Below are 25,898 nucleotides of genomic sequence, written 5' to 3'. Positions count from 1 at the left end.
GCCCAGCACACCTGAACGGGCCGACGGAGCCGCATCATCACGCAAAGTGGGTCAGAGCCACCCTTTTCAGATACCCGGTAGATCGGTGAACGGGGCGCAGCCGTCCGGCAGCTCGCGGCGGAGCATGCTACGGAAGTGTTCGCTCTACCCCGGCGTGGTCGGTGAGCGGGCTCGGTCAGCCTCGGAGTGGTGCCGTCCTGTTCACGGGGTCCGCCCGGAGCGTTGGGCCGAGCGGACATCCCGTACCCAGTAATCCCTTTGTGTTTCCTGCTCATACTCCTGCTTAGCGCGGTCGATTCCATTTTCGACCTCTGTGTAGAGGCCGGTTCGATATCTCGTCGCGTCGGACCTCTCAAGCAGATGTCTGATGATCGACTGGTCGATTTGAGCTAGGCACCACAGGTTCAGCTGCCCATCCGACCAATCTCCGATATCGCTCGTAGACCAGCTGTCAATGGATCCCAGTGCCCGCAGCACCCGGTCCGTAAGGCCTTCCTGGTGGAGGTCTACCGCCACGCCTTCCCGCTGGAGCATGCGACCGAGATCCTCGCTCGTGCACCCACTGAAGGCGCTCAGGTCCCATCCTGCTACAAGCTCTCCAGCCGCTCTCAAGCGAATTTGGTGAGAGATATGATTGACGGTGTCATTCCCATCAGCCCTGCTGGCTTGCCCGCCGGGCTGAACCCATTCCATATCCGCCGAGTAGCAGAAGTGATCCACCCACCTGACGGGCTCGGCCCGTGTTGGCCAAGGATCGACCACCACCCATTCCGAAGGGCTTTCGTCCGGCTCTCCGATTATCACGAAGGTATGGGATTTCTCATAGCTCACCATCGTCCTGAGATACTCTCCCTCGGCTACTCGCCGAAGGCACGAGAAGGTGCAATCGCTGTATGATTCGCACGTCCCGCCCCCCGCGTACAGCGCCTTCGCCGCCGCTAGATCGCCGGGGCTGGGCACATGATCACCCAGCCCAGAGATGTCCCAGAAGTCGTCGTGCTCTACGACCTGCGCGCGTAGGGATGAGTTGAACAGGGTGCGTACCAGCGCCTCCCGCTGGTTCGCCGCGAACGGTATGGCCCTTCGCAAGTAGTGGATGGCCTGGTCCGCGTATCGGAGGCGCCGTCTGACCCGACCGGAGAGTTCCTCGTGCGGGACCCGCTGGACAACAGCCGGGATATGGGTGCCCATGGGTGCGCGCTGCACCCGCGACTGATCGCTGTGACGGGCGCGTTCCTCACGGCGATGGTTCCGCTCACCCGTCGACTCCGGCTCAGCAAGCATCCGCCCGACGGCGGCGTTGCCGACGAGGCGTTGGAGGCCGAGGAGCGCTCCCCCCACCGGCCCGGCGTCGCCGGGCGGGACCGACATGACGCGCCTGGCGGTGGCCTCGGCCTCCCGCTCGAAACGGTCGCCAGGGTCGCTGACGCTCAGCCCCTGGCCGTTGTCGGTGCCCTCCACCGGCCCGCTGCGCTGCTGGATGACGTGCGTCAACTCATGGGCGAGGGTGTGCTCGTCCGCGCCGCCCTCCCCGACCACGACGTGGGTACCAGAGGTGTATGCACGCGCCCCGATCTCGGCCGCCGATCGCTGCGCGACGGCGTCGTCATGGATGCGCACGTCGCTGAAGTCCGCGCCCAGCCGTTGTTCCATGTCGGCCCGCAGCGGGTCGTCAAGGGGACGTCCGGAGGAGCGCAGGACGTCGTGCACCGCCGACCGCTGGACCGCGGGCCCGTGACCACAACCGGAGTGGTGGACGTGCCGCCGCCTCTCCAGCGCGGCGGTCACTGCGGCGTTGCCCACCTCACGCTGCAAAGCCAGCAGAGCCGATTCCGGCCCGGTCGGCGTCGCCGCACTGCGCGAGACGATGTCCGACGCACGCTTTCCGCCATCCTGCTTGTCCGGTTGCACTTGTTCGCGCATAGACGCCTCCCGACGATGAACGTGGCTTCACTTTTCTCCGGTACACGCGGTCCGGGGAAGGCCGCCGAGGACAACGCGAAGGGCACGAGATCGTGCCCTCTCAATCGGATGCCCAAGGAACCATCACTGCAGGGACGCGGCAGTATGCGCACTGTGCGCCGGGTCACCGCCAGTTCACCGAGATGCTCGTGCAGCCGCGCGGCAAAGACCTCGATGAGTGGGCCAACCGCGCCGAAGCCGGCCCCGTGCACGAGTTGCGTCGCTTCGCCTCAGGCCCGCGCCGCACTGGGACGCTGTCTAAGCCGGGCTCACGCTGCCCTACAACTCAGGGCCCGTCGAAGACAACGTCAACCGAATCAAAAATGATCAAGAGGCGGATGTACGGTCGAGCCGATCACGACTCGCTCCGCAAGCGCGTACTGCTCATGGACCAGCCCGATCACGCAGAGTGGGTCAGAGCCGGGTTGCGGCCCCATCTACGGATGGGTTGTGGCCCCAGTTAGCGATCTTGACCGCCGTGATCACGGGTGGGATTTGCCTTACCCGACATCCAGACCGGGCCGATCGAGGCGATCATCGGGGCCGACTGCGCGCACCGCGCAGACCACCACGACGCTCGACACGACAGACCAGGCCGCGGCCGCCTCCGGCTTCGACGTCAAGTCCTTCGCGTGTTCGTCGAAAGTCCAGGAGGGCAAGACAAAGATCTTCTGTAAGGCAGAGTGGGTCGGGGGCAAGGGTCCGTTCACTGCGAAGTTCAACGTCAACCTCACCGTTCTTCAACCCAGTATTGAGTTTCTGGAATGAATCCCGGACCGCGGAATACACCTTCGGATGCCTCGGCGGCATGGAGTACCGCGTGAGCCTGAGCATCGGCGACAATGACGACAAGGAAACCCCAACCCAGGCACGCTACGTCATTTGCGGCAACCTGTAACTCGGCTGGAGTGAGCGGCGAAGTGGCCGGCAGCGAGCGATGGAAGCCGGTCCCCAGGCGCCCGGCCCCAAGGCACCGGCCCTACCGCATCACCACCCATGCTGCGGTTTCGGTGGCTCGTGATGGCAGTGGCGTGGTTGGTCTGGGCGGTCCACGGGTCAGCGCCCGTCGAGGTCGTGGTCGTGAGTGGTGTGGGATGGCGCCGTCGCGTGATGCCCGGCGTGGTGGGCATGGATGGCGACATCGGCCGTGCCATAGATCGGGAACACCGTGATGAGCCGGGTGACCCGTAGTACCTCGCGGATCTGGCGGTTGACCCCGGTCAGCGCGACCGAGCCGCAGTGATCGCGCAGGTGGTGGTGGAGTGCGAGCAGGACGCCCAGCCCGTTGGAGTCGATCAAGCTGACCGCGCTCACGTCCAGGATCAGGTGGCGGGTGCCGGAGGCGACGAGGCAGGTGAGGTCCTCGCGCAGTTGCGCGCTGGTGGCCACGTCGATCTGCCCGGCCAGGACCGCGACCGCCAAGTCCTGGTGACGGCGGTGTTCCATGGTCAGGGCCATGACGCTCATCCCTCCCTTCGACTGGCTGCTCATGGCCGTCAGGATCGGCACGCCGGGCTGGAATCCGGGCGGTGGCGGCTTTTGCCATTCCGCCGCGAACGGGCCCACGGTGCCGTCCGGCACCTGGACTCGGGCTCAGGGCGAGGCGGCGTCAGCGATGACGGTGCTCCGACACAGGCGCGACCAGAGGCCGGCGCCACCGACCATCCCGTCCACGAAATCGCCGCTGCCTGGGAGCGGGAGCGTCCCGGCACGCCGGTCTCCTCGATCCGCATCGTCACACCGATCTGGCAACTGGCCAAGCTCTTTGGTGACGATCGGAGCCGGGTCCTCGCCCGCGCCGGGGTGGACGCCGCCACCCTGGACCTGCTCAGCGTCCTGCGCCGAAGCGGCCCGCCATACACGCTCAGCACCCGTGAGCTCAGTCAGCGCTCCCTGGTCACCGCGGGAGCGGTCTCGCAGCGCGTCGCCCGTGCCGAACGCGAGGGCCTGGTCAAACGCCACCCCGCCCAGGGGCGCCCCCGCACCGTGCGGGTCACACTGACCACCACCGGGCACGAGGTGGTCGAGGCAACCGTTGACCACGTGCTCCACCGGGAGGCCGAACTGATCAGCGGCCTCACATCCGACCAGCAGACCCAGCTCGCAGAGCTACTCTGCGTTCTTCTCCAGCAGGTTCAGCATCGCGCCGACGACAACCGGATAACGCACGTCGGCCAAGACTGAAGCCCTGCTGCGCTGGTTCACCAGCGAGATCACCCACTCCGCCTGTGCCGCCATGCTCGACGTCGGACGCGCCCGAAGATCGATCTTCCTGGCCGGTCTCCTGCGGGACCGGGACCTACAGCGCGAAACCGAGTCCGCGCTGGACGTGGTGGAGAACTACAACGGCGTCAATGACTACATCCGGTTCGGCCAACGCGGCGAGCTGGCTTCCAACCGGTGCCAGGAGCAAGAACTCGGCATGCTCTCCCTGCACATCCTGCGGTCGTGTCTCGACACCCTCGTGATCCAGGACACCTTTGCCCTGCCAGAGTGGCAGGACGTGCTTACCGACGTCGACCAGCGCGGCCTCACCCCTGTCTTCCGCGCCAACGTGACGCCGTACGGGGAGATCCAGCTCAACCTCGAAAAGCGCATCGCGCTCAGCGCCATCGACGCCTCCGCCGCCCCGCCGTCGGCAGCGCCGTAGCGGGCGTATCGGCACGGGGGGGGCTTGCTCGGCGGAGCGCTCATCTCCATCAATGCCGTCGGGTGTCGAAGAGGCCGGCTTGGTGGGCTCGGGAGGCGGCCTCGGTGCGGGTGGCGACGCCGAGTTTGGTGAGGATTCTGGTCACATGGGTGGCGACGGTGTTGGTGGTGATGAACAGGTCCTCGGCGATTTGGGGGTTGGATCGTCCGCGGGCGAGTAGGCGCAGCACGTCCAGTTCGCGGGGGGTGAGGTCGAAGACATTGCGCGCTGGGGCCGTGGCCGCGTCGCCGAGGCGGCCACGGTCGATGAGGTCGTCGATGCGTGCGAGCAGCGGTTCGGCGCCCAGATCGGTGGCGATGGCGTGTGATTCGCGAAATCGGGAGCGGGCGCCGGGCCGGTTGTTGGTGGCCAGGGCGGTGCTTGCGGCGTCGGTCAGGACGGCCGCGGTCTCGTAGCGGTTTCCGAGGTCGCGCCAGGCTGCGGCGGCCCGGTCCCACGCGGGCAGGCTGGCGGAGGTCGCGGTCGCGTGGAAGGTGACGCGGTAGGCGGTGAGCGTCGGGGTGGTGGGTCGTACGCTGGCGACCATGCGGTCGAGGTCTGCGAGTCGTTCGGTGGTCTGGTGGGCGACCTGCCGGTTTCGTGGGGCTGAGGTCCGCCGGGCACGCTGGACGCGGGCCCCGAGGACGGCGAGCCGCAGCAGGTGGTGTGGAGGCCAGGCGGGTGGCGGTGTCAGGTACTCGCCGAGGATGCGGTCGGCCAGGCCCGGGTCACCCTGGTCGAGTGCCCAGGCGATCCGCTGTAGGGCGAGCACGGCTTTGGCCTCGGTCGCTCCGAGCGTGTGCCGGGCGAACTCGGTCAGCTGACGCAGCAGCGTCTCGAACCGGCTGGTCTCGCCACGGCAGCGTGCGATGTCGGCGGCCGCCAGCCACAGGTACGCGGCATACAGCGGCGGCGGGTCCTCGGTGAGGGCGTCCTGGACGACCATGAGGGCCTCATCCCATCGGCCCAGGAACGTCAGCGGGAAAGCGCGTGCCGCGACGAGCATGCTGCCGCGGGATCGGGCCTGGCCGAGCCGTTCGGCGGCCTGCTGTCCGGCGTGGGCCATGTCGGCCGCCTGCGCGTACTGGCCGGAGGCCTCGATGACATCCGCCTCCCATTGGAAGGTGGTCAGGAAGGTGTGCTCGTCCCCGACCGCCTCGGCGATACGGCGCGCCTCACCGAAGGTGCTCCTGGCCGATTCCAGTTCCCCGGCCGCACCGTCAATCTCGGCCACGATCAGCAGGGCCGGTGCTCGCAGGCGGTCGTCGGCCAGCCGCTCGGCGAGGCGCAGCGCCTCGGCCGCTTGGTGCCGGACCTTGTCGGGGTGATGCGCCACGACGCCGACGAAACCCAGGGCGGACAGCAGCCGGCTGCGCAGCGCGTCGGAGGCATCCGACCCGCCTGGTGGCACGAGCGTGATCGCGCGCTCCAGATCGGAGGCTCCGCCGCCGTCGGTGCGGTTCTGCATGCGGCCACGCAGGCCGAGCAGCCTGGCCACGCGGTGCGGGTCCACCGCCGCGTCGAGCATGTCCAGCGCCGCGGTGCTGTGGGCGATGCCAGCAGCGGACTTGCCCGCCGCGAAGGCCGCAGCGGCCGCCCGCTCCAACACGGCCGCACGGTCGGCGCCGATGAGATGCAACGGGTCTGCGACCTGAGTCCACCGCGTCAGAACCAGGTCGAGCAGGTGAAGCTGTTCGTCGTAGGCGTTCTGACGGCCAGCGCGCTCGGCAGCCCGCCACGCGACCGGCAACGCGCGCGCGAACTCCCCGGCGGCCGCCCAATGCTCTGCCAGTGCGGCACCGTCGGGTGCGCGAGAAGCGAGTGCGCGGGCGTACCGGGCGTGCATGCGCCGCTGCTTGGTCGGCAGCAGCGAGGCGTACACCGCCTCCCGGATCAGGTCGTGCCGGACCGCGTACCCCGCCTGTCCGGCTACCACGAGTTCTCGCCCGACCAGGTCGTTCAGGACCGTCGCCAGCGATTCCTCGGGCATGGTGGTGATCTCGTGCAGGAGCTCGTCGGTCAGTTCGGCGCCGGCGACCGCCAAGCTCTCCATCACCTCGAGCGCAGGGCAGGGCAAGCCGCTGATCCGATCGAGCAGCAGGGTCCTCAGGTCGGCGGCCGCCGCCTCATCGGCGTCGCGCAGCACCTCGACGAACAGCGGGTTACCGCCGCTGCGCCGGTGGATCCGGGCGCTCCTGGACGGGTCCGGCGGCCGCCCGTCGAGGGCCGCGAGAAGCTCGGCCACATGCTCGTGCTCCAGCGGCTCCAGAGCCAGGCGTACCACGTCACCGCCGCGCCCCAGTTCAGCGAGCAGCCCGGTTCGGTGATCTGGAGCTCCGCGCGGATCTGCTGGGAACCTACGCCGAGGACGGTACCTTCCAGTGGGCGTGGGCCAAGCAGTCCATGGCCTCAACATCCGCGATCACTGCGCCCGTGCGGCTGAGGGAGATAGGTCAGCGCCACACGGTCCAGGAATTGACCGATGCGATGGTCGACCTCACCCGTTTCCCCGATCCCCGCCTGGCCGCCAAGCACCTCGGCGTCATCGCTATGGGCCTACTGGGTTCCCGGGGCGCGGCCAATTTCTCCCACGGCGGCAGATCCCTGACTTTTCTGGTCACCGATGACCCTCGTCTCCCTGCCGCCCGGCCCGACCCGGCCGGCCTCGCCGAGGCGCTGCAGACCGGCGCCCAGATGCTGCCCGAGGCGAACGTGGAAGAGGTGGTCAATGGATACGCCGCGCATCACCGCCTGACTGCGCGGCCTGTTAACGCGGGTCTGGAACTGGACCTGCCCGGACGCCATCAGGCTCTGGTCCGCGTCGAACATGGACGGCTCAGCGAGGTCGTCGTCACTGGCCCGGACGGGCCGGTCATCCCCGCACCCAGGCGCCTCACGCCCGTCACCGACCCCGCGGCCGCCACGTTCATCCCCGCGGGCCTGTTCGCCGAGCTGGCCCGCAGCGCGGCGGCGGCGCTGGATCGGGGTGCGGTCGCCCTCGGCGATCACCTGAAGGGCCTGGGCTGGGATCCGCAGGCCTTGCCGGTGTGGGAGCCCGGTGTCGTCCGCTACGGCGATGTGCTCACCGCACGCGCGCGCGAGATCGGCGTCTATCGTCCCGGCACCGGCACCTGGCACTGGAGTGACAGCGAGTGGGACGGGGTGGCGCGCGTACGCTCGGCCGCGCGCGAGTACGGCGCTGACGCCGTCGCCGCCGATCAGGTGGTCCTGCCCGATAGTGAGGTCCAGATCTTCATCGCGGTGTTCCTGGCCCGCTCGGCGGTCCACCTGGGGCGGGCCCGGGGACTGGTGCGCATTCCCACCGCGGAAGGCGACCATCGCTTCGTCGCCGTCATCGACCCTCGCGTCCCCGAGCCCTCCAGTGAATTGGACATCATCTGCGACGTCATTGTCTCCGCGGCCAACTTCCTGCAAGAACTGACGCCTCACCAGGACCGGTACGCGACGATGCGGGCCATGGTCGTCGATTACTTCGAGGCTTACGGCATCGCACCGATACATGTGGGTGAACCACAGATGCTCATTGGGTTGCGCGGCCTGAACGAGGTGCGGGTCGCCTTCAGCCACGACGGCACGATCAACCACGCCACATGGGGCATGCACGGCGCACTCGGCTAGACCAAGAAGATCGACTTCGCCCAGCAACCGTTCCAAGCTGCGAGTCGAGCCGCTGCTGCCGAAGCTCGAGCGCCGTAAGCGCCACCCCGGCCGCAGGCGGGCTTCTACCGAACGTGTCAAGGGCGGCGGCGCGCAGGCCGCTGCGCGGCCCCGCGCCTGGCCGTCCGGAGCATGCGGCGTGGGCACCGGTCACGGGCGGCCGCGTATCCGCACCACGCCCACACGCTGCGCCGCCGCCGACCGCCACGGGGTCGCGCCGCCGCTTATGCGCCCACCGTAAGATCGCCGCATGGCTGATGATCGACAACTTCCCCGATACCGCGTTCTCACCGGCCCGGACGACGATTCTTTCTGCTGGCGGGTCAGCGAAGCACTCGACCTCGGGTACGAGCTGCACGGAGCCCCGTCCCTCACATTCAACGGCGACAGGGTCATCGTCGCCCAGGCCCTTATCCGGGACGAGAGCTGAGACCGCCGGGGGGTAGAAGGAGCTTGAACCAGGGGCTGCGCCGCCCCTGGACCCCCCGCCGGACCGGAGCACGGAGCCTTGCCACGGCCAAAGCGACGGCCGGGTTTGACCACTGCCAGATGATGCCCCTTCTCCAACGGGTGGGCCTCGATTGGCTGCGCCGGTAGCCCGTCCAGAGGATGTCGATAGTGCGGCGTGGAGCTGGGCTTGGATGGTGCGGGCGTGGTCGGGGTTGCTCAGGACATGATGGGCCGCCTCCGGTAAGCACACTACGTAAACGACGGTAGGTGCTGTTCCCGACGGCCGCCCTTGCCTCGACCCGCGCTGAACCTTGACCGACGCTGAGCTGATCGGCTGTCAACCGCTGGGCGGGCGGCACAGGTCTGACCAGCGAGAATCCGCCGCCCTGAAGGTGATCACCTTCTTACAGTAGGCAGCGCCCCGAGTTGGAGGTGTCCCCCGGGAATCTCGCTCATCGAACCGGTGAATGCACGTTGGACGACGTGAGCACGCGGCGCTGGGCGCTGGCCAGCTCCGCCTGCCGCCGCGCATCCTGGGTGTCACCGGCCCCGCCGACACCCACCCTCGGTCAATGCTTCGACCGGGCCGTCAGACGCTCAACGGGACGGGGTGGATTTCATCGGCACGGTGGCCTGCGCGCTCGTGGATGCGCTGGACGGCGGCGGCGTCCGGAGCCTCCGACAGGCAGTAAACCGTGCCGGATTCCGGGTCGGCCCACGCCCGCTCGAACACGACACCTTCCTCGTTCTGGATGGCGAGGTCTGCCGCGTGGGCTTGCCTAAGCTGGTCGTCGGATATTCCTGTCATACCGTGGTGTACGTCCATGAACTTGGACATTGTTGTCCCTCCCCCGGCTGGAACACCCGGCTTGAAGCCGGGTTCACGATCAAGACAGGACCCCGTGCACTCGAAACCGATCGCCGCTTCCACTGTATCGCCGCCCTCTCGCTGAGCGTCAAGGCGCGGCCAGGGTCGGCGTCCTCCTCCTGTTGGCCGATCCGACGTGGACGGGAACCCCATGCCCCCGCGGGCCCGCGCCTTCACAGCATTCAGTCTCTAGGCAGGTCAAGACGTACGTCGAGGGGTCACAGGGCGCGTGAGGTGGCGCGAGCGTTCCACCGCCGGGTGAGGCCGTTCCCCGAAGCGGGTCACGCGTAGTCCGCGCAACGCGGCGCACCTCCTCCGCTCGCTTCACGTCGATGTTCTACAAGTTCGCGTCTCGCGGGTCCACGCTCAGCAGGCCCGCGCCGCCGCTTAGGTCCGCGATGCGCAGGTTCGCGCGGGTGATCGGCTCCGGGGAACGCGGGTGTTGTGCAAGCGAGGGTGAACGGTCCCTACGGGCGGGGTAGACAGCCAGGGACGGTGAGGGCGATGTCGATGTCGGGCTCGGGTGGGAGCACATCGTCCTTGATCGCTGCTGGAAGGTCGTGTTCGCGGAACGGCAACTCGTCTGTGCCGCACCTGGCCATGCCGGACGGCCGGGTGGCAAGAGCCGGTCGCTGCGCCACTGCTCCGACACGCCCAGCACCCGTCAGCCCACCGTGATCGGCAGCCCTTCGCGACCATTACTTCGATCGCCCCGAGCCGTCATCGAGGGCACCGCCTGCCTCACCAACTCGACCGCCCGCCGGGTGACGGCCAACTCGGTCTCCAACTGAGCGATCCGGCGCCGGGGGTCGAGGCAGATCCTCGTCTGTTCGGGTGTCCAGATCATGGCCGCGGAGGGTCGCTGGGTGCTGACGTCGGCGTCCATCGGTCCGACTCGCCCGCTGCGTCCCCTCCATCTGGTCTTCAGGGCGGGCGGTCTTGGTTTCGATGAATGCGTCTCGGGCCCGGCACCATTCGCGGACGCGTTCAGGTGTCCACACCAGCGTCCGCCGGGCACTTCGATCTGCGAGGCGAGGTTGAGGTCGATGCGGCATTCCTGGGTCGCCTGCTGAGCCCGGGTGCGCAACCGTTTCGGAACTTGCACCCGATCCTGAGGCGAAATCACCCAGAATATCCGTCCGGCAGAAGTGGGGCCGGCGGAGGTTAAGGCGTGAGTTAAGTGGACGACCTTCCATGGTTACCACAAAGGTCCATCGCACCCCACCCCCCAGGTTTGGGGATATCGGCCCGTCCTCGGCGCCGCCTAGCGTGACGCTCATGGGAAACGGCGGGCTCGGAATGAAGATTCGTCAGGCTCGTCCGCTCCCGCTCGTCAACGGGGGAAAGGTGGTGAGAAACATGACGAAGATCAAGATCCGCAAGCTGGACAAGCTCGAGACCACGGGCGACCGGCAGAACAACACCTGAGTGCGGGTGCCGGGGGTCGCGCGTCCTGCGGGACCCGGCCCCCGGCCCTTCTCGGGGCCTGTCATTTCTTTCTCAGGGGGACGATCTCATGCTGAAACCACGGATCAAGACGGCGCATCTGCCCGTCCGCCGTCCGGACGGGATGATCTGGATCGGCAGCCGCCACTACGGGCTGGGCGCCGAACTCGACGACGAGTCGGGCCTCGTGTGGCCGCTCTGCGAGCGCATGGACGGGACGCTCGGCAAGGACGAACTGGTCGCTGTCGTGGCGGCCGAGCAGGCCGCCGACCCTGCCGACGTCGCCGAGGTCGTGGACTTCGTGATCGCGTCCGGCTGGGCGGAGGACGCGGGCTCGGAGCCGCCGCCGTCGCTGTCGGAGCGCGAGCTCGGGCGGTACGAGCGCGGCGTCCAGTTCCAGTCCTGGATCGACACCGCACCCCGGTCGCACCCGTACGAGTTGCAGGCCCGGCTGAAGGCCGCCGCGGTGGCGGTGCTGGGCATGGGCGGGATCGGCTGCGCGGTCGCCGCGAGCCTCGCGGCGTCCGGGGTCGGGCGGATCCACTGCGTCGACTTCGACGAGGTCGAACTGACCAACCTCAACCGGCAACTGCTGTACGCCGAGGCCGACCTCGGGCGGCGCAAGGTCGAGGTGGCCGTCCAGCGGCTCCGCGCGCTGAACTCCGACGTCGAGATCACCGGGGCTGACCTGCGGCTGGCCAATGCGGACGATGTCGCCGGCGCGGTGCGCGGCGCGGACGTCTTTCTGCTGTGCGCCGACAGTCCCGAGGGGATCGAGCACTTCGCCAACCGGGCCGCGCTGCGTCTCGGCACGCCGTGGCTGAACGGCGCCTACGCGGGGCCGATGCTGTGCGCGGGCACGTTCATCCCGGGCGAGACCGGCTGCTACCGCTGCATGCGGGACGGCGAGCGGGAACGGCTGGAGTCCGTGGGCCGCGGCGACCTGACCAATCCGCGGATCCCCGGATTCAACCCGGTGATGGCGCCCACCGCCCAGATGGCCGGGCATTTCGCCGCCCTGGAGGCCATCTTCCTGCTGCTCGGGATGCCCGTGCAGACGGCCGGCAGGAAGCTGCACCGCAACTTCCTGGACTACGACCACCGGTACTACATCGAGGCCAAGAAGCGGCCGGACTGCCCGGACTGCGGGGACGCCGCCCGGCTTGAGGGCGAGGGCTGAGACGTGCCCGTCACCGCGGAGAGCCGGGTCGAGCTGCACCCGCTCCAGTACAGGGACGAAGGCGGCGGACAGTGGATCGTCGGCCGGGCGGACATCGGTGAGTTCGTCGAGGTGCCGGCCGAGGCGGCCACCTTCCTGCGCGCCCTCGGCGGCGGGACGGACCTCGGCGGCGCCCGCGACCGCGTCCGCGACGCGCACGGCGAGGACATCGACGCCGTCTCCTTCGTCGACGACCTCGTCGACCTAGGGTTCATCGCCCGTCTGGACGGTGTCACGATCGGCGAGCCGCCGCGTCCGCCCAGCCTGCGGAGGCTGCGGCCGGAGCACGTCCGCTGGGTGTTCCGGTGGCCGGTGCTGGTGACGGTCTACGCCTTCATTCTCGCCGGGCTCGCGGCCTCCGCCAGGCGCGGCGACCTGATCCCGAGCTTCCACGTGTACTTCATCACCGGCTCGCAGAGCGTGAACCTGGCCTGGAACACCGCGATGATGCTGACGGCGATCGCGATCCACGAGTTCTGGCACCTGGCCGCCGCGCGGGCCGACGGCGTCCACGCGCGGTTCGGGCTGGGGACGCGCCTGCAGGTCCTGGTCGCCCAGACGACGGTGGCAGGGCTGTGGGGCGCGTCCCGCCGGGCCCGGTTCCGGGTCTACCTCGCCGGCGTCACGTCCGACCTGGTGATCATGGCGGGCTGCTCGCTGGCCGTCGAGGTCTTCGCCCCTTCGGGGTTCGCGCTGCGATCGCTTCAGGCGCTCAGCCTCAGCCTGCTGCTGTCGATCGCCCAGCAGTTCGCCCTGTACATGCGGACCGACATGTACTACGTGCTGCAGGAATCGCTGCGGTGCAAGAACCTGTACGCCGACGGCTGGCGCTATGTCCGGTACATCACGCGGCGGACGGTGGCGGCGCTGTTCGACCGGCAGGCGCCCGCGAATCCTCTGCACGACGTGCCGTCCCATGAGCGGCGGCCGGTCAAAGTGTATTCGTGGCTCATGGTGCTCGGTTCTTTCGTGTCGGTCGCCTTGTTCCTCTATTACGAAGGGCCGATTCTGGTCTATCTGTTCGCCAAGGCAGGCGAGCACGCCATCGAGGGAATCACGTCGGGCAACGGTGCGAAGATCGCCGACGGGATGACGGTCTTCGCCATTGAGGGAACGCTTCAGGTGCTCTTCATCCGCCTGTTCATCGCGAAGCACGCGCCGAAACTGCGCGCGGCGTTCGGCTTCTTCCACGTTCTCGCCGTCAGGCGTTGATGACCGCCATGAGCTCGTCGCGTCCACTGGTGCCGGTCTTGCGGAAGATCGCCTTGAGGTGGTCGTTGACCGTGTGGACGGACAACTCGAACGCGCGAGCGATCTGCTTCGGCGCCGAACCGCCATGGAGGTACTGCATGACCTGGCGTTCGCGGGCCGTGATCCCGTACCAGTCGCAGAACGAGGGAAGCAGGAGCGTCCCCGTCGCCCGCTGGATCACGACCGCGACGTCGCCATCGTCGCCGAGCGGTTGCGCCTCGATCGCGGTCCACCAGCCGGCACCCACCGAGGGGACGCACAACCGCGGAGGTTCCGGGCGCTCACGCGCCGCGGCCGCCAGTGCGGCGTACGAGGACTCGGTCAGCCAGTCCGGTACCGCCAAATGCGCCTTCATCGCTTCCAGCCACGGCCGCGCCTGGGGGGTCATCGCGCGGACCCGGTCGTCGGCGCCGACGACGAGCATGCCCGGCGGCGGTTCCCTTTCCGCGGGCGCGCCGGGCTTCGCCGTCACATAGCCGCGCAGTGCGGCGATCAACGAAGGCCCGAGCTCGGCGATCCGCCACGCGTCGGCGTCGTCGAACGGACGCCCACCCGCCGCGCGCAGCAGGCAGAGCACTCCCCACACGCCCCGCGCGTCCCGCAGTGCGAGGCGCAGCTCTTCACCGACCCGAGACCTGGCGAGCAGCGGGTCGTGCGCGCCGGAGCGGAGCCCGAGATCGGCCACGACCACCGGGACCGCCGGCCGGATCAGCTCCCGCACGTCCGCTTTGATGCCGTCCACGCTCAGCAGCGCGCGGCCGAGGTCGGGCGGGTACCCGTGCCAGAACGCCAGCGAGGTGGCGCCCCAGCCCGTCGCCGGGTTCAGCACCCCGCAACGCAGCGCGTCATGCGCCACCACCCGCGCGACCACCCGCGATAGCTCGGCCCCGACCTGCTCCAGCCCGGCGCCGGGCCGGAGCGCCGCACACAGATCCAGACCTATCCGATCACTGACCGTCACCATGTCACCAGTGTGGCCGCAATGGATCGCGCACACCAGCGGCGTGTTGGGCCGTCCGGTCGCGCTGCGCGGTCGGCCGGGGCCGCCAGTGTCGCTGCCGGTTACACGGTGAAGGCGGCTAGGAGTTCGTCCCGGCCGCTTGCGCCGGTCTTGCGGAAGACCGCTTTGAGGTGGTCGTTGACCGTGTGCACGGACAGTTCGAGGCAGCGCGCTATCTGCTTGGGGGCCCTCGCCTCGCGCAGGTGGGCGATGATCTGACGCTCGCGCGCGGAGATGCCGTACCAGTCGCAGAAGGCCGGCAGCAGCTGCTGGGCGCTCGCCGCCTGGATGATGAGCGCCACGTCGTCGGTGCCCTTCAGGACCTGCCCGTGCGCGGCGACCCAGCGGCCGTAGGTCGCGGATGGGCCCACGATCAGCGGGGGGACGGCGCGCGGGTCGTGGGCGTGCCGGCGAGTCTGCTCCGCCAGCCCGGTGGTGAACGTCTCGCGGGTCCAGCGCGGGGCGCGGGCGTGGTTCTCCAGCTGCTCTCGCCACCGGAACGCCTCCGGAGTGGCCGTCCGGACCGCCTGGTCGGGACCGACGATGATCACGCCTGGCGGTGGCGGGGGGACGGGCGGAGCCAGCGGACCCGCGGTGACGTAGGAGCGCAGGAAGCCGATCAGCCTCGGGGCGAGCCGCGTCGCCCGCCGCGCTTCGGTCTCGTCGAACGGCCTGCCGCCTGCGGCCCGCACCAGAGAGACCACACGTACCTGCCGGATGATCCCGCGCGACGGCCGATGGTCACCGTCCTGCCGGGAAACGGTGGCGCGCCGCACGACCGCGCCGCGCGGCGCCTGGCGTCGGAGTTCGGGATCGCGGGCGAGATGCGGTTGCTGCTGCGGGACGTCCGCGGCCTCTCGAGACAACGGACCGGATCTCGGTGCCGGTTCCGGGCGCCCTGGCCGCTGACCTGCGCGTCCTGCGGCAGGCCCCGCGGGACGCGTTTCCGTACCGGACGAACGCGCGCTGGCCATCGGCAACGCGGGCCGCACCTACCCGGTGGACCGGTGCGCGGGTCGTGCTGCGCGAGGCGCCTCCGCTTGCGGGCCTGGACGCCCGCGCGGGCAACGCCGTGGCCAGGCTCGACCGCCACCGCGCCGCGCTGGAAGGGCGGTGGGCCTGCATTGTGTGCCGGACCTGCTCGGCTACCGGTCCTTCAGCGGGCACCGGTTCCTGATCGAGGAATTCGTCGAGGGACGTCGCTGACCGATTCCGTGTTCGCCACCCTCCGGCTGCTCGCTCACCGGGAGACCGCGTCCGTGATTCTGGGGACGCCGCCATTTACACGAAATGGGCGATGGAGTCACGTCCTGGACAAGGATACGAGACGCACTCGACGGACTCCAAGGACGCGGAATTCGGCTGGGCGAATCCGCCCCCGGCCACATCGTGATCAGTCCGGACGGACGCGTGCTCTGATCGATCTCGAATCGGCGATATCGCTCACCGACGAGCACGCTCCAGCGGCCGACAACCCGCAGTTCCGCGTCTCCGGACGTCAACCCCCTTGCGTCTGCGCACAAGTGTGTGGTGTCGCCGAGTCATGCCCGGTGATGCTCAAAGCCCGCCGCACGACGGCGGCGGACCAGAGGGAAAGGAGAGTAGACATGAAGGATCTACTTTCGCGAGGGATCAGGATGAGTGCCACGGTCCTCGCGCTCGGTGCCGCGGTGGCATCGGGCGGGACGGCTGCGGCGAGCGCGGCGACGCCGGCCCAGGAGAGCGCCACTTCGGAGGTCGCGGGCACGGGCGCCTGCACGACCGGCATGTTCTGCCTGTGGGGGAAGCCCAAGTACGACCCTCCGCTGGTCGCGCGGATTCTTCCGGTCACCCGCGGACATCGGGACGTGGGAACGATCGGGGCCGTATCCGGCTACAACGCCACCAATCAGGGCCAGATCCTCTGGCAGAAGATCGGCGGCTGCAGGAGCCGCACGGGCCCTCACGTCTACATCCGGCCGTTCACCCACTTCTCAGACGTCCGTCCCCAACTGGGCTGGCGGGGCGGGTTCTGCGTCACTCACTCGTGATCGCACTCTGTAGTGGAGTAGTGATCGCACCGAGGTGACTCGCAGGGTCACGCGGAGGTGAGGGGCCCTGACCCAGATCCAGGCGCGAACTCAGCGCTCGATCTTCAGGGCCCCTCATCCGCCCGCCCCAATTTGTTCATTGGGCGCCCTATTGCCGGTTTCGTTGCACTTACCGGTGTCTCTATTCGGGGTGGATCCGGCGTCGTCACAATGGCGTTGAATGATCTCGCGAGGCGGGTACGTCGTGAGCTGTGAGATTGCGCATCTTCTTCGAACCTGAGGATCTGGCTCGGACACGGGTCCAGGCGCGACCAGATGCGCTCTGGGAATTGGTGCTGAGCCTGCATCGGCTGAGGCCGCCACGTCCAGGTCTTTCGACGCCTGTGAACGTCACGCAATGGCGGACCGAGGCGCTGGCCGGCCTGTCTGCGCGTCCCGTGGGGGTCGCCGTGGGACGGTGTCTGCTGCCGCTGGTGCCGTCCTCGTCATACTGGCCTGACTTCCTCACACCGGACGTCGGAACGGACGGCCTGGACGCCGCGCTCGACGCCCTGGTCTCAACACCGCGCGCACGGGTGGCACGGGAACTCGACAAGCTCACCAGCCGCAGCGGAGCGCCGAGTTGGGGCACTGAACTGGCCACTGGCAACTCCGAAGCCAGAACGCTTCTGCGCGACCATATGGGGTCGTACTTCTCCGCCGCGCTGGCCCCGCGGTGGCCCGACATCAGCAGACAGGTCGCCATCGAGCACACCCGGCTCATGAGCGTGCTGCGGACGGGCGGGCCCGAGGCACTGCTGGCGAGCCTGCGGCCGTTCGCCACCTGGCGCCCATCCGACCGGGTGTTGGAGGCCCGCTACCCGGTCCCCCTGGACGTTCACCTCGAAGGACGGGGGCTGCGGCTGATCCCGTCCTGGTTCTGTTGCGCCGCGCCCGTCGTTCTGGCCGACGCCGAGTTGCCGCCCGTGCTCGTCTATCCGCTGACCCATCAGCCCCCACCGGTCGCCGACCCCGACGCGCTGGCCAAACTGCTGGGACCGACACGGGCTCGGGTGCTCGCGACGATCACGGTCGCGACGTCCACCGCGACCATCCAGCACAGGACAGGGATCTCCGCCTCTCAGCTATCGCGGCACACCGCCGTGCTGGCCGCCAGCGACCTCATCCTCCAGGCCCGCCACGCGGGACGCACTTTCTACTCCCGCACCCCGCTCGGGAACTCCCTCATCGCCTCCACCGGGCAGGAGGTCTCCTCTTCGAAGGCTCACGGATTCGACGATCAGCGGCCCCAGCGTCGTGAACCTGGGAGTGTCCAATGAACAGGGGATCCGATGCCCAAGGAGAAGCCACGTGACTGGCACTGTCGTTTAGGACGGCGCCCGGCGACGTCGGCCGATCCATCAGACCCCGACCGCGGCAACTCGAGGCCGCACGGTGCCCGTCCGCGCTCCCTCGTTGTTGATTCGGATCCGGGGAAGAGCTCCGATAAACGTCTTGTCCGGCACTGGTCGCCGCAGTGCTCTCTTCGGCGCGGATGTCCGTCCTCTTCACGAAGGTCATGAATCAACGGGGAGACCTTCACCAGTCCCCGCGAGGAGGACGAGTCCGTGATGATCAGAACGAGACGGGCCGTGATGTGCGGCGCCGCGCTGCTGGCGTCCGCGATGGCGGTGACGCTGGCGGCGGTGCCCGCCCAGGCGGACGGCCCGGGGTGGCGGGTTGTCGAGGCCGACCCCAAGCCCGACTGGGACGACCTTGTGACGGTGGCCACGTCGAGCAGGCACAACGCCTGGGTGTTCGGGGGCGTGATCGGTGAGACGCCGCCAATGCGTCCAATCGCCAGGCGCTGGGTGGACGGTGCGTGGCACGACGTCGCCCTGCCTGACGAGGTCGTCGGATACATCGACGCCGCCAGCACGACCTCGGCCCGGAACGTGTGGGCCATCGCCGACCACGGTGACGCAGGTCCCTCGTACGCGCTGCGCTGGGATGGGCGAGCCTGGACGTCCTCCCACCGGTGGGAGGAGGGGCTGACCAGCGACGTGATCACCACCGGCCCCCGTGACGCCTGGGTCTTCGGCTACTCGCGGGCCGGCGACGGCGTCGGGACCTGGCATTTCGACGGCAGCAGGTGGAGCCGGGCCGAAGTCGGTGACCTCCTGCTGGAACGCGGCAGCGCCGTCTCCGCGCGCGACATCTGGGCCGTGGGCGCCACCCGGTTGACCGGCTGCGGCGACCGCACAGTCGCGCACTTCGACGGCAGGCAATGGCGTGCGGTGCCGGTGGGTGACGCGTTGCCGCCCGACATCCCGCAGCCCGACGAGGGCGGCCCGCACCAGTGCGTGCACCTGCGCGATGTCCTCGCGACGTCCCCCCGCGACGTGTGGGTGACCGGGAACGTCTACCGGTCGGACGGGGCGGACCAGTACGAGGAGCGGCCCGTCCTGGCCCACTGGGACGGCAGGATGTGGCGGAGCCAGAACATCCCCGGCGTCTGGATCCCCAGCAGGCTCGCCTCCGACGGGCGCGGCGGGCTGTGGATCACCGGCTGGGACGATTCCTCCGGTCCGACGCCCGAGGCCACGCCGCTGATGCACCGAGCGGCGGACGGCACCTGGCGAACGGCGACGATCGACGCGTCCGGGCGGACCGCACGCATCAGGGACCTGGCGCTGATTCCCGGTACCCGGTCCCTGTGGGGAGTGGGCCGGATCGAGACCCCCGAGGAGATCGACGGGGCCATCTATCGCTACCGCTGATCCGGCGACGGAGCGGCGCCGTCCCCGGCCGGATGCAAGCGCCGTCCCTGAGCGGGTGCGGCGCCGCTCCCGGCCAAGGACGGCGCCGCTCCCGTGGACGTCACGACTCCCGTGAAGACGAGGTGGAGGCGTCGTCCCAGCTCATTCGCTGGGCCGATGTCGCGCCGAAGTGTCGGGTGGCGCGCCGGGGCCGGACATGGACGAAGTGGATGTCGAGCCCATCGATCTCGGTGGTGAAGTGCGGCAGGTCGGCCAGCCGCGCCTCGCATCCGCGCCAGTCGTAGTAGGACCCCCAGTACCGCGCGAGCTCCTGCATCGTCGCCAGCCGTACGCCCTGCGAGTCATCGGTGACCGTCTCACGCTCGGGCCACCTGGTCGCGTTGACCCGCCTGCGTAACTCGGTGAGCTCCACCTCCGCGAACCCGACCTTGGAACGGACGGACCGCAGTGTCTTCGGCAGGCATCTTCGCCTCCTCACCCCTGCGATACACCCGTCCGGCGTCCGGCAAGGTTCAGGCGCTGACCGCCGCTCATTCGTCGTGACGGCGCACGTCCCGCGCGGTGTCTCCCTGCGGGCACGCCAATAGGACACGGGGGGCGGACGTCGCGGAAATGGTTCATTGCGCCACCTGGAAATCATCCCGGAAATTGTGCTTTTCCAATTTCCGGTTCGGGGCTTATCCGGCGGCGGGATGCCCCAATCACTGACTCTCGATTCTTACAAGTCTTTATTCTCCAGCGTCATTCATCCACTGGATGGCGTCCGCTCGCCAGAGCACCCCCAGGACGTGTGACGGCGAAATTACCGTCCGGAGCGCCCAATTCCACCGCAAAGGGAGTGGACATGACCCCAAGCAGGAGCACGGTCGCGATCGCCCTCACGGGCGTCCTCGGCGCCGCGTCGATCACGGCGCTCATGCTGCCGGGCGGCGCGGCCTCGGCGGCGGCCGACCCGGTCCTCGTCGGCGCCGGCGACATCAGCAACTCCGGCAGCGGCGACACCGCCACCGCGGCGCTGCTCGACAACATCCCCGGGACGGTCTTCACCGCCGGCGACAACGTCTACAGCAACGGCACGACCAGCGAGTTCAACAACTACTACAACCCGACGTGGGGACGGCACAAGGCGCGCACCCGGCCCTCGCCCGGCAACCATGACTACAACACGTCCGGGGCCAGTGGCTACTACGGATACTTCGGCGCCGCCGCGGGCGACCCGTCCAAGGGCTACTACTCCTACAACATCGGCACCAACTGGCACGTCGTCGCGCTCAACTCCAACTGCGGGTCGATCAGCGGCGGCTGCGCGGCGACGGGCGCGCAGGTGCAGTGGCTGCGAGCCGACCTCGCCGCCAACCCGAGGCCGTGCACCATCGCCTACTGGCACCACCCGCGGTGGACGTCCGGCGCCAACCACGCCCCGAACACCGCCGTGGGCCCGCTGGTGCAGGCGCTCTACGACAACAACGCCGACGTCATCGTCGCCGGCCACAACCACCAGTACGAGCGGTTCGCGCCGCAGAACCCGAGCGGCGCCGCCGACTCGGCGCGCGGCATCCGCCAGTTCGTCGCCGGGATGGGCGGGGCGAGCCACTACTCGTTCGGCACGATCCGGCCGAACAGCCAGGCCCGCAACAGCGACACCTACGGCGTCCTCAAGCTGACGCTGCACTCCGGCAGCTACACCTGGCAGTTCGTCCCGCAGGCCGGAAAGACCTATTCCGACAGCGGCACCACCAACTGCCACTGACGTCCGGGGTCCGGCGCGGCGACGCGCCGGACCCTCCCAAGGAGCCGGCGTGTACCTTTCCACCCTCACCCGCCCGGCCGGGGACCGGCGCCGCGCGGGCCCGGTCGCCGCCAACGTGGTCGCCCTCGGCGCCGTCAGCATGATCACGGACGTCTCCGCCGAGATGGTCACCGCGATCCTGCCGCTCTACCTGGTGGTCGGACTCCAGTTCAGCCCGGCGGCCTACGGGGCGATCGACGGGCTCTACACCGGCGCGACCGTCCTGCTCCGCCTCGTCGGCGGGTGCGCGGCCGACCTCGTCGACCGGCGCAAGCCGGTGGCGCTGCTCGGGTACGGCGCGTCCGCCGCCGCGAAGCTCGGCCTGCTCGCCGCGGCGGGCTCCGGCGTCGGGATCGGCCTCGCCATCACCGCGGACCGCGCGGGCAAGGGCCTGCGCACCGCCCCGCGGGACGCCCTCATCACCCTGTCCACGCCCCCCGACCGGCTCGGCCGGGCGTTCGGCGTCCACCGGACGATGGACGCCGCCGGGGCGTTCGCCGGTCCGCTCGTCGCGCTCGCCGTCCTCGCCGCCGCGCCCGGCTCCTACGACTCGGTCATCATGACGAGTTTCTGCGTCGCGCTCCTCGGCGTCATGGTGCTCGTGCTGTTCGTCCGCGACACGCCGGGGCCGAGACCGTCCCGCGAGGCGCTGCGCTGGCGGGAACTGCTGCGCGGGCCCGCCGCCCGGCGGCTGGTCCCCGCCTCGTTCCTGCTCGGGCTGGCCACCATCGGGGACGGCTTCACCTACCTGCTGGTCGCCGAGCGCACGGACCTCGCGCTCGGCTGGTTCCCGCTGCTGGCCGTCGCCACCAGCGGCGTCTACCTCCTGCTCGCCACTCCCCTCGGCCTGCTCGCCGACCGGGCCGGACGGCTCCCCGTCGTGCTCGGCGGCTACCTGACGCTCACCGCCACCTACCTGCTGCTCGGCCTCGCGTCCGGCGGCGGGCTCTGGCTCGTCGGCGCCGTCGTCGTCCTGCACGGGACGTTCTACGCCGCGACCGACGGCGGGCTGATGGCGCTCGCCGGGCCGCTGCTCCCGGCGGGCCTCCGGACGACCGGCATCGCGCTCGTGCAGAGCGGGCAGGCGCTGGCGTACCTGATCTCGTCTGTGCTGTTCGGGGTGGCGTGGCAGGTGTGGGGCACGCGTCCCGCGCTGCTGGCCGCGACCGTCGTCAGCGTCATCGCCCTCGCCGGAACGGCCGTCGTTCTCCGTACGTCAGAAAGGGCCACCGCGTGAACGCGCGCTCCCGCGTCATCGTCCTGACGGCCACGGCCGTGCTGCTCGCCGCCCTGGCCGTCACCTACACGGTGTCGCGCGGTGCGGAGCCCGCGCCCGCCGAGAGCCGAACCTCCGGCGGCGCGACCGCCGACGGACAGCGGCTCCAGTTCCTCTCCAACGGCCGGCTGGCCTACACGTCGCCGCCGAGATCGCGGCGCGTGACCCCGGCGGAGTGTGACCGGGCCTATGCCGCCGCCGGTACGGTCGCCTGCCTGCGTCCTGTCGGCGCGCTGAGCGCGGGCGCGCTGGTCGTCATGGACGCCCGGCTGCACCAGCGGCGGCGCGTCCCGCTCACCGGGTTCCCCAACCGGCTGCGGGTGTCCGCCTCCGGACGGATGGTCGCCTGGACGCTCTTCATCGACGGCCACAGCTACGCGACCACGGGTTTCTCCACCCGGGCGGGCGTCCTCGACACACGGACGGGACGCCTCGTCACGTCCCTGGAGGACTTCGCGATCACCAAGGACGGCGCCCCGTACCGGAACCGGGACGTCAACTTCTGGGGCATCACGTTCGCCGCCGACGACAACCGGTTCTACGCGACGCTCTCCACGGGCGGGGGGCGCTACCTCGTCCAGGGAGACCTCGCGGCCCGGACGGTCCGGACGCTCGCGCCCAACGTCGAATGCCCGTCCCTGTCGCCGGACGGGACGCGCCTGGCCTTCAAGTCCGCGATCGCCGGCGACCCGAAGCGCGGCTGGCGCCTGTCGACGCTCGACCTCGCCACGTTGAAGACCGCTCCGCTCGGCGAGACCCGCAGCGTCGACGACCAGCCCGTCTGGCTGGACGACCACACCATCGCCTACACGCTTCAACTCAGCGATGGCACGAACCAGACGTGGGCCGTCCAGGCGTCCGGGCCCGGGAAGCCGCGGCGCCTGCTCGACAACGCGAGTTCGGTGTCCCCGATCCCGTGACTCGCTGTTCTCCCTGCGCGCAGCCGCCGCTGCTCCTCACGCTCGGCGCTGGTGAGCTACTCAGGACGCTTTCCGGCATCGCCGCGGGCCTGGCGCGCACCCATATGCGCAACGCCTCGCGGTGGACGCAAGATGAGGGATTGGGCACTGTAGACCGTGCAGACGAGCCGTCGGCCGTTCGAGGTGGGTTGGCCCTCTCCCTATTGCCGAGTGCGAGCCATGCATGAAGACCGACAGTGGAGCATGGCCCGGGCCCGTAACGAGGAGGCGTTAAGTGGCTTTGTCACACACTGCGTGGGGGCATGACACCGTTCAGGTGACCCATGCACCGGACGGTATCGCCACGATCGTCGAGCTGCAGGGCAACCGCATCGGCACCCTGTTCGCCTTCGGGGTCATCGACACGGCCGAACGGCTGGAGCAGGGTGACCTGCTCTGCAGGCAGAGCCGTAATCGTCAGATCATCCGTGCGGTCGTTCCCAAGAGGTACTCCCACCTTCGGGTGAACAGCCCCAAGAAAGAGGTCGCGGGACGATGGCAACTGGGCTTCTCCACAGGTGACGCGTGGCGCTCACCGCGAAGCGGTTTGACGGACCGCCGTCTGGGCGGCGTAGACGATGATGTTGTCGTGGTAGCTGCGCTTGCTCTGGTCGAACGAGCCACCGCACGTGACCAGCCGGAGCCCGGCATGGTCAAGCGGGCCGTAGACGCGGTTCGTGGGGAACCGCTCCTTCGAGACGCGCTCCACGGACTCGACGGTGAAGACGGCGGTCTTGCCGTCCTCGCGGGTCACCTCGATGCGGTGTCCGGGGCGCAGCCGTCCCAGCTCGTAGAAGACGGCGGCGCCCTTCGCCGAGTCGACATGGCCGAGGATGACGGCCGCGCCGCGTTCTCCCGGGGTGGGGCCGCGGTCGTACCAGCCCGCCTCGTTCAGACGATCGGCCGGCGGCACCTGGACGGAGCCGTCACCCGCCAGCCCCAGCCGGGCCAGCGGAGCCCGGACCCCGATCGAGGGAACGGCCACCTGGACGGGCGCTGAACGATCAAGCACCGGCCCGCGGTGCTCGGCGGCCCGGGGCACCGCCGCCCACGCGGGCGGTTGTGGCGGGCCGTCAGCGCCGCGAAGCCCCAGCCCCACCAGAACGAGCCCGGCGGCCAGCAGGGCGGCCGTCAGCGTCCACAACCCGCGCATTTCCACCTCACCCCAGCTTCGGCTAACGGTTATTCCCGAGAAATGCTCCGGTGGCGGCCCCCGAAAGGGACGCCACCGGAAATCCGTCGTTACGCGGCGACGTTGCCGCGCCGGCGGACGGCCATTGCGCCGATGCCGAGACCGCCGAGCAGCAGGACGCCCCCACCGGCGAGCAGCGCGGCGTCGGAACCGCCCGCACCGCCCCCGAACCCGGTGCCCGCGCCACCGCGCGGGGTGGACGTCGTCTTCGGGTGCGCCTTGCCGTCCACGACCACGATCTCGCCGGTCGACTTATGGGCGCCGCACCTGACCAGAATGGTGTACGTGCCCGGGAAGGTGTCCTTCTTGATGGTCGCCAGGCCGGCCCGCCCGTCGACCTCCTCGGCGCCGTTCAGCGGGACGGCCCCGCCCACGAACGCCAGCGAGCCGGCCGTCCCGTCAGTGGTGCACTTCTTCCCGACGACGGTGATCTTGTCGCCGGGGCGGGCCTGCTTCGGCTGCACGACGACATCGCCGGGGTCGGCCATTGCGGGCGCTGCGAGCCCCACCGTCATGCCGCCGACGACGAGACCGAAGACGGCAGCTTTTCCGAGTCGCATTTCCACTCCATTACGACACGGTGGCTTACTCGACCTTCAGCTCGTGAACCCGTGTCCCCGTACGCCTTCATACGATGAGGGCGCCACACGGTTGGTTCGAGCTTTCCGAGCCATTTTTCGAACGCGCATGATCAGAATTCCAGCCGAAAGGTTGTTGTGATAGTCGCCACACTTCCGTGGTCAAGGTCCGACAGCAGTGCGGGTCGCTAGGAGAACCCGTCCTACAGCTCCGGCGGCCGCGACCCTTGCGGAAGCTCGCTCGCCTGCCTCGCGGAGCCCCACGAGGAAGGCCCCCGAGACCGGGTTGCGGTCGCTGGAATGGCTCATGCGCTCGGCGCTGGCGCGGAGCCATGCCGAGCGTCCGAAAACGGTCCACGGCGGCGCGTCGGGAAGCGGGCAGATCGTCGGAATTCGGGGTGGCGTCTGGAGGTGGCCCGTAGGTTCGGCGCGGATGCGATGGTGCGGGAGGCAGCGGTCGGCCCGGTGGCGTCGACGGCGGTTCGGGCGGGCGCGCTGAGGCAGAGCGGGTGGATGCGATCCAGCAGGCCCACCAGGAGCGGCTGCACGCCCACCAGGCGCAAGTGGACGCCGCCTCGCAGCCCCATCAGCTGCGCCTGGCCGAGGCCGCAGACCGCGACGCGGCCGAGCGGGACAAGGCACCGGTCAGGTTGACCGTGCTGTACACCCTGGAACGACGGGCCAATGACGACGAGCGGCATCGGCAGACCATCGTCAACATCGTCTGCGCCTACCTGCGCATGCCTTACGCC

General features: G+C 69.5%; 23 protein-coding genes and 1 pseudogene. 14 read left to right on the top strand and 10 right to left on the bottom strand.

Annotated features, from left to right (window positions below; genetic code table 11):
• Positions 1–201: 201 nt before the first annotated feature.
• Positions 202–1,923 (bottom strand): eCIS core domain-containing protein, encoded by a 1,722-nt coding sequence (locus tag ETD83_RS09275; protein ID WP_138644658.1) that lies wholly within the window; start codon positions 1,921–1,923, stop codon positions 202–204.
• Positions 1,924–3,018: 1,095 nt separating this feature from the next.
• Positions 3,019–3,420 carry an STAS domain-containing protein gene (locus tag ETD83_RS09265; protein WP_171064101.1) on the bottom strand — a complete coding sequence of 134 codons (402 nt, stop codon included), beginning with the start codon at positions 3,418–3,420 and terminating at the stop codon, positions 3,019–3,021.
• Here ETD83_RS09265 and ETD83_RS09260 point away from each other — a divergent pair.
• Positions 3,391–4,146 carry a MarR family winged helix-turn-helix transcriptional regulator gene (locus ETD83_RS09260; RefSeq protein ID WP_230420776.1) on the top strand — a complete coding sequence of 252 codons (756 nt, stop codon included), beginning with the start codon at positions 3,391–3,393 and terminating at the stop codon, positions 4,144–4,146. The genes ETD83_RS09265 and ETD83_RS09260 overlap by 30 nt on opposite strands.
• A 52-nt stretch (positions 4,147–4,198) precedes the next feature.
• Positions 4,199–4,612: a transposase gene (locus tag ETD83_RS09255; RefSeq protein WP_230420775.1), complete on the top strand. Its 414-nt coding sequence runs from the start codon at positions 4,199–4,201 to the stop codon at positions 4,610–4,612.
• Between the two features lie 49 nt (positions 4,613–4,661).
• Here ETD83_RS09255 and ETD83_RS09250 read toward each other — a convergent pair whose 3' ends face one another.
• Positions 4,662–6,935: a helix-turn-helix transcriptional regulator gene (locus tag ETD83_RS09250; protein WP_138644656.1), complete on the bottom strand. Its 2,274-nt coding sequence runs from the start codon at positions 6,933–6,935 to the stop codon at positions 4,662–4,664.
• 44 nt (positions 6,936–6,979) lie between these two features.
• On the opposite strand from ETD83_RS09250, the gene ETD83_RS09245 reads away from it, so the two are divergent.
• Positions 6,980–8,290 carry a DUF6882 domain-containing protein gene (locus tag ETD83_RS09245; RefSeq protein ID WP_329602719.1) on the top strand — a complete coding sequence of 437 codons (1,311 nt, stop codon included), beginning with the start codon at positions 6,980–6,982 and terminating at the stop codon, positions 8,288–8,290.
• Positions 8,291–8,579: 289 nt separating this feature from the next.
• The gene (locus tag ETD83_RS09240) at positions 8,580–8,759 is read left to right on the top strand and encodes a DUF1737 domain-containing protein (protein WP_138644654.1); all 180 of its coding nucleotides are present in this window, start codon (positions 8,580–8,582) and stop codon (positions 8,757–8,759) included.
• Between the two features lie 609 nt (positions 8,760–9,368).
• Here the strand turns inward: ETD83_RS09240 and ETD83_RS09235 are convergent.
• Complete coding sequence (locus ETD83_RS09235) at positions 9,369–9,617, bottom strand: SCO4226 family nickel-binding protein (RefSeq protein ID WP_138644653.1); 249 nt, start codon at positions 9,615–9,617, stop codon at positions 9,369–9,371.
• 694 nt (positions 9,618–10,311) lie between these two features.
• Complete coding sequence (locus tag ETD83_RS09230) at positions 10,312–10,533, bottom strand: hypothetical protein (protein ID WP_138644652.1); 222 nt, start codon at positions 10,531–10,533, stop codon at positions 10,312–10,314.
• 392 nt (positions 10,534–10,925) lie between these two features.
• Here ETD83_RS09230 and ETD83_RS42325 point away from each other — a divergent pair, with 392 nt between their 5' ends.
• The 3 genes from ETD83_RS42325 to ETD83_RS09220 all read left to right on the top strand — a co-directional run bounded on the left by ETD83_RS42325 (position 10,926) and on the right by ETD83_RS09220 (position 13,524).
• Positions 10,926–11,075, top strand: coding sequence for a hypothetical protein (locus tag ETD83_RS42325; protein ID WP_171064100.1), 150 nt, complete (start codon positions 10,926–10,928; stop codon positions 11,073–11,075).
• An 88-nt stretch (positions 11,076–11,163) separates the two neighbouring features.
• The gene (locus ETD83_RS09225) at positions 11,164–12,273 is read left to right on the top strand and encodes a HesA/MoeB/ThiF family protein (protein ID WP_138644651.1); all 1,110 of its coding nucleotides are present in this window, start codon (positions 11,164–11,166) and stop codon (positions 12,271–12,273) included.
• 3 nt (positions 12,274–12,276) lie between these two features.
• Entirely contained in the window at positions 12,277–13,524 is a 1,248-nt protein-coding gene (locus ETD83_RS09220) for a hypothetical protein (protein WP_138644650.1), read from the top strand.
• Here ETD83_RS09220 and ETD83_RS09215 read toward each other — a convergent pair.
• Complete coding sequence (locus tag ETD83_RS09215) at positions 13,514–14,527, bottom strand: LuxR C-terminal-related transcriptional regulator (RefSeq protein WP_138644649.1); 1,014 nt, start codon at positions 14,525–14,527, stop codon at positions 13,514–13,516. The genes ETD83_RS09220 and ETD83_RS09215 overlap by 11 nt on opposite strands.
• A 98-nt stretch (positions 14,528–14,625) precedes the next feature.
• On the bottom strand, positions 14,626–15,429 hold the full coding sequence (locus ETD83_RS09210) for a helix-turn-helix transcriptional regulator (protein WP_205717569.1): 804 nt from the start codon (positions 15,427–15,429) through the stop codon (positions 14,626–14,628).
• 771 nt (positions 15,430–16,200) lie between these two features.
• Here ETD83_RS09210 and ETD83_RS09205 point away from each other — a divergent pair.
• From ETD83_RS09205 to ETD83_RS09195, 3 genes are all read left to right on the top strand, one after another.
• On the top strand, positions 16,201–16,593 hold the full coding sequence (locus tag ETD83_RS09205; RefSeq protein WP_138644647.1) for a hypothetical protein: 393 nt from the start codon (positions 16,201–16,203) through the stop codon (positions 16,591–16,593).
• A 473-nt stretch (positions 16,594–17,066) separates the two neighbouring features.
• On the top strand, positions 17,067–17,912 hold the full coding sequence (locus ETD83_RS09200) for an ArsR/SmtB family transcription factor (RefSeq protein ID WP_138644646.1): 846 nt from the start codon (positions 17,067–17,069) through the stop codon (positions 17,910–17,912).
• Positions 17,913–18,203: 291 nt separating this feature from the next.
• On the top strand, positions 18,204–19,352 hold the full coding sequence (locus ETD83_RS09195) for a hypothetical protein (protein WP_138644645.1): 1,149 nt from the start codon (positions 18,204–18,206) through the stop codon (positions 19,350–19,352).
• 100 nt (positions 19,353–19,452) lie between these two features.
• On the opposite strand, the gene ETD83_RS09190 is transcribed toward ETD83_RS09195, so the two are convergent.
• On the bottom strand, positions 19,453–19,830 hold the full coding sequence (locus tag ETD83_RS09190; protein WP_205717568.1) for an epoxide hydrolase N-terminal domain-containing protein: 378 nt from the start codon (positions 19,828–19,830) through the stop codon (positions 19,453–19,455).
• Positions 19,831–20,196: 366 nt separating this feature from the next.
• Between ETD83_RS09190 and ETD83_RS09185 the strand changes: the two genes are divergently transcribed.
• Genes ETD83_RS09185 through ETD83_RS09175 form a run of 3 tightly spaced genes read left to right on the top strand, consistent with a single transcriptional unit; the run spans position 20,197 to position 23,337 of the window.
• Entirely contained in the window at positions 20,197–21,102 is a 906-nt protein-coding gene (locus ETD83_RS09185; RefSeq protein ID WP_138644643.1) for a metallophosphoesterase family protein, read from the top strand.
• 49 nt (positions 21,103–21,151) lie between these two features.
• Positions 21,152–22,378, top strand: coding sequence for an MFS transporter (locus ETD83_RS09180; RefSeq protein WP_230420774.1), 1,227 nt, complete (start codon positions 21,152–21,154; stop codon positions 22,376–22,378).
• On the top strand, positions 22,375–23,337 hold the full coding sequence (locus ETD83_RS09175; protein ID WP_138644642.1) for a TolB-like translocation protein: 963 nt from the start codon (positions 22,375–22,377) through the stop codon (positions 23,335–23,337). Before ETD83_RS09180 ends, ETD83_RS09175 begins: the two co-directional genes overlap by 4 nt.
• Positions 23,338–23,908: 571 nt before the next feature.
• Here the strand turns inward: ETD83_RS09175 and ETD83_RS09170 are convergent.
• Positions 23,909–24,529, bottom strand: a complete 621-nt coding sequence (locus ETD83_RS09170; protein WP_138644641.1) for a class F sortase — start codon at positions 24,527–24,529, stop codon at positions 23,909–23,911.
• 89 nt (positions 24,530–24,618) lie between these two features.
• Entirely contained in the window at positions 24,619–25,128 is a 510-nt protein-coding gene (locus tag ETD83_RS09165; RefSeq protein ID WP_138644640.1) for a hypothetical protein, read from the bottom strand.
• Positions 25,129–25,655: 527 nt separating this feature from the next.
• Here ETD83_RS09165 and ETD83_RS09160 point away from each other — a divergent pair.
• Positions 25,656–25,898, top strand: a pseudogene (locus ETD83_RS09160) (hypothetical protein); the annotation flags it as partial.

The sequence above is a fragment of the Actinomadura soli genome, assembly GCF_005889715.1.
In the GTDB taxonomy this organism is placed as follows: Bacteria; Actinomycetota; Actinomycetes; order Streptosporangiales; family Streptosporangiaceae; genus Spirillospora; species Spirillospora soli.
Note: the sequence above shows the minus strand (reverse complement) of the source record. Positions and strands in the feature narration are given on the sequence as shown.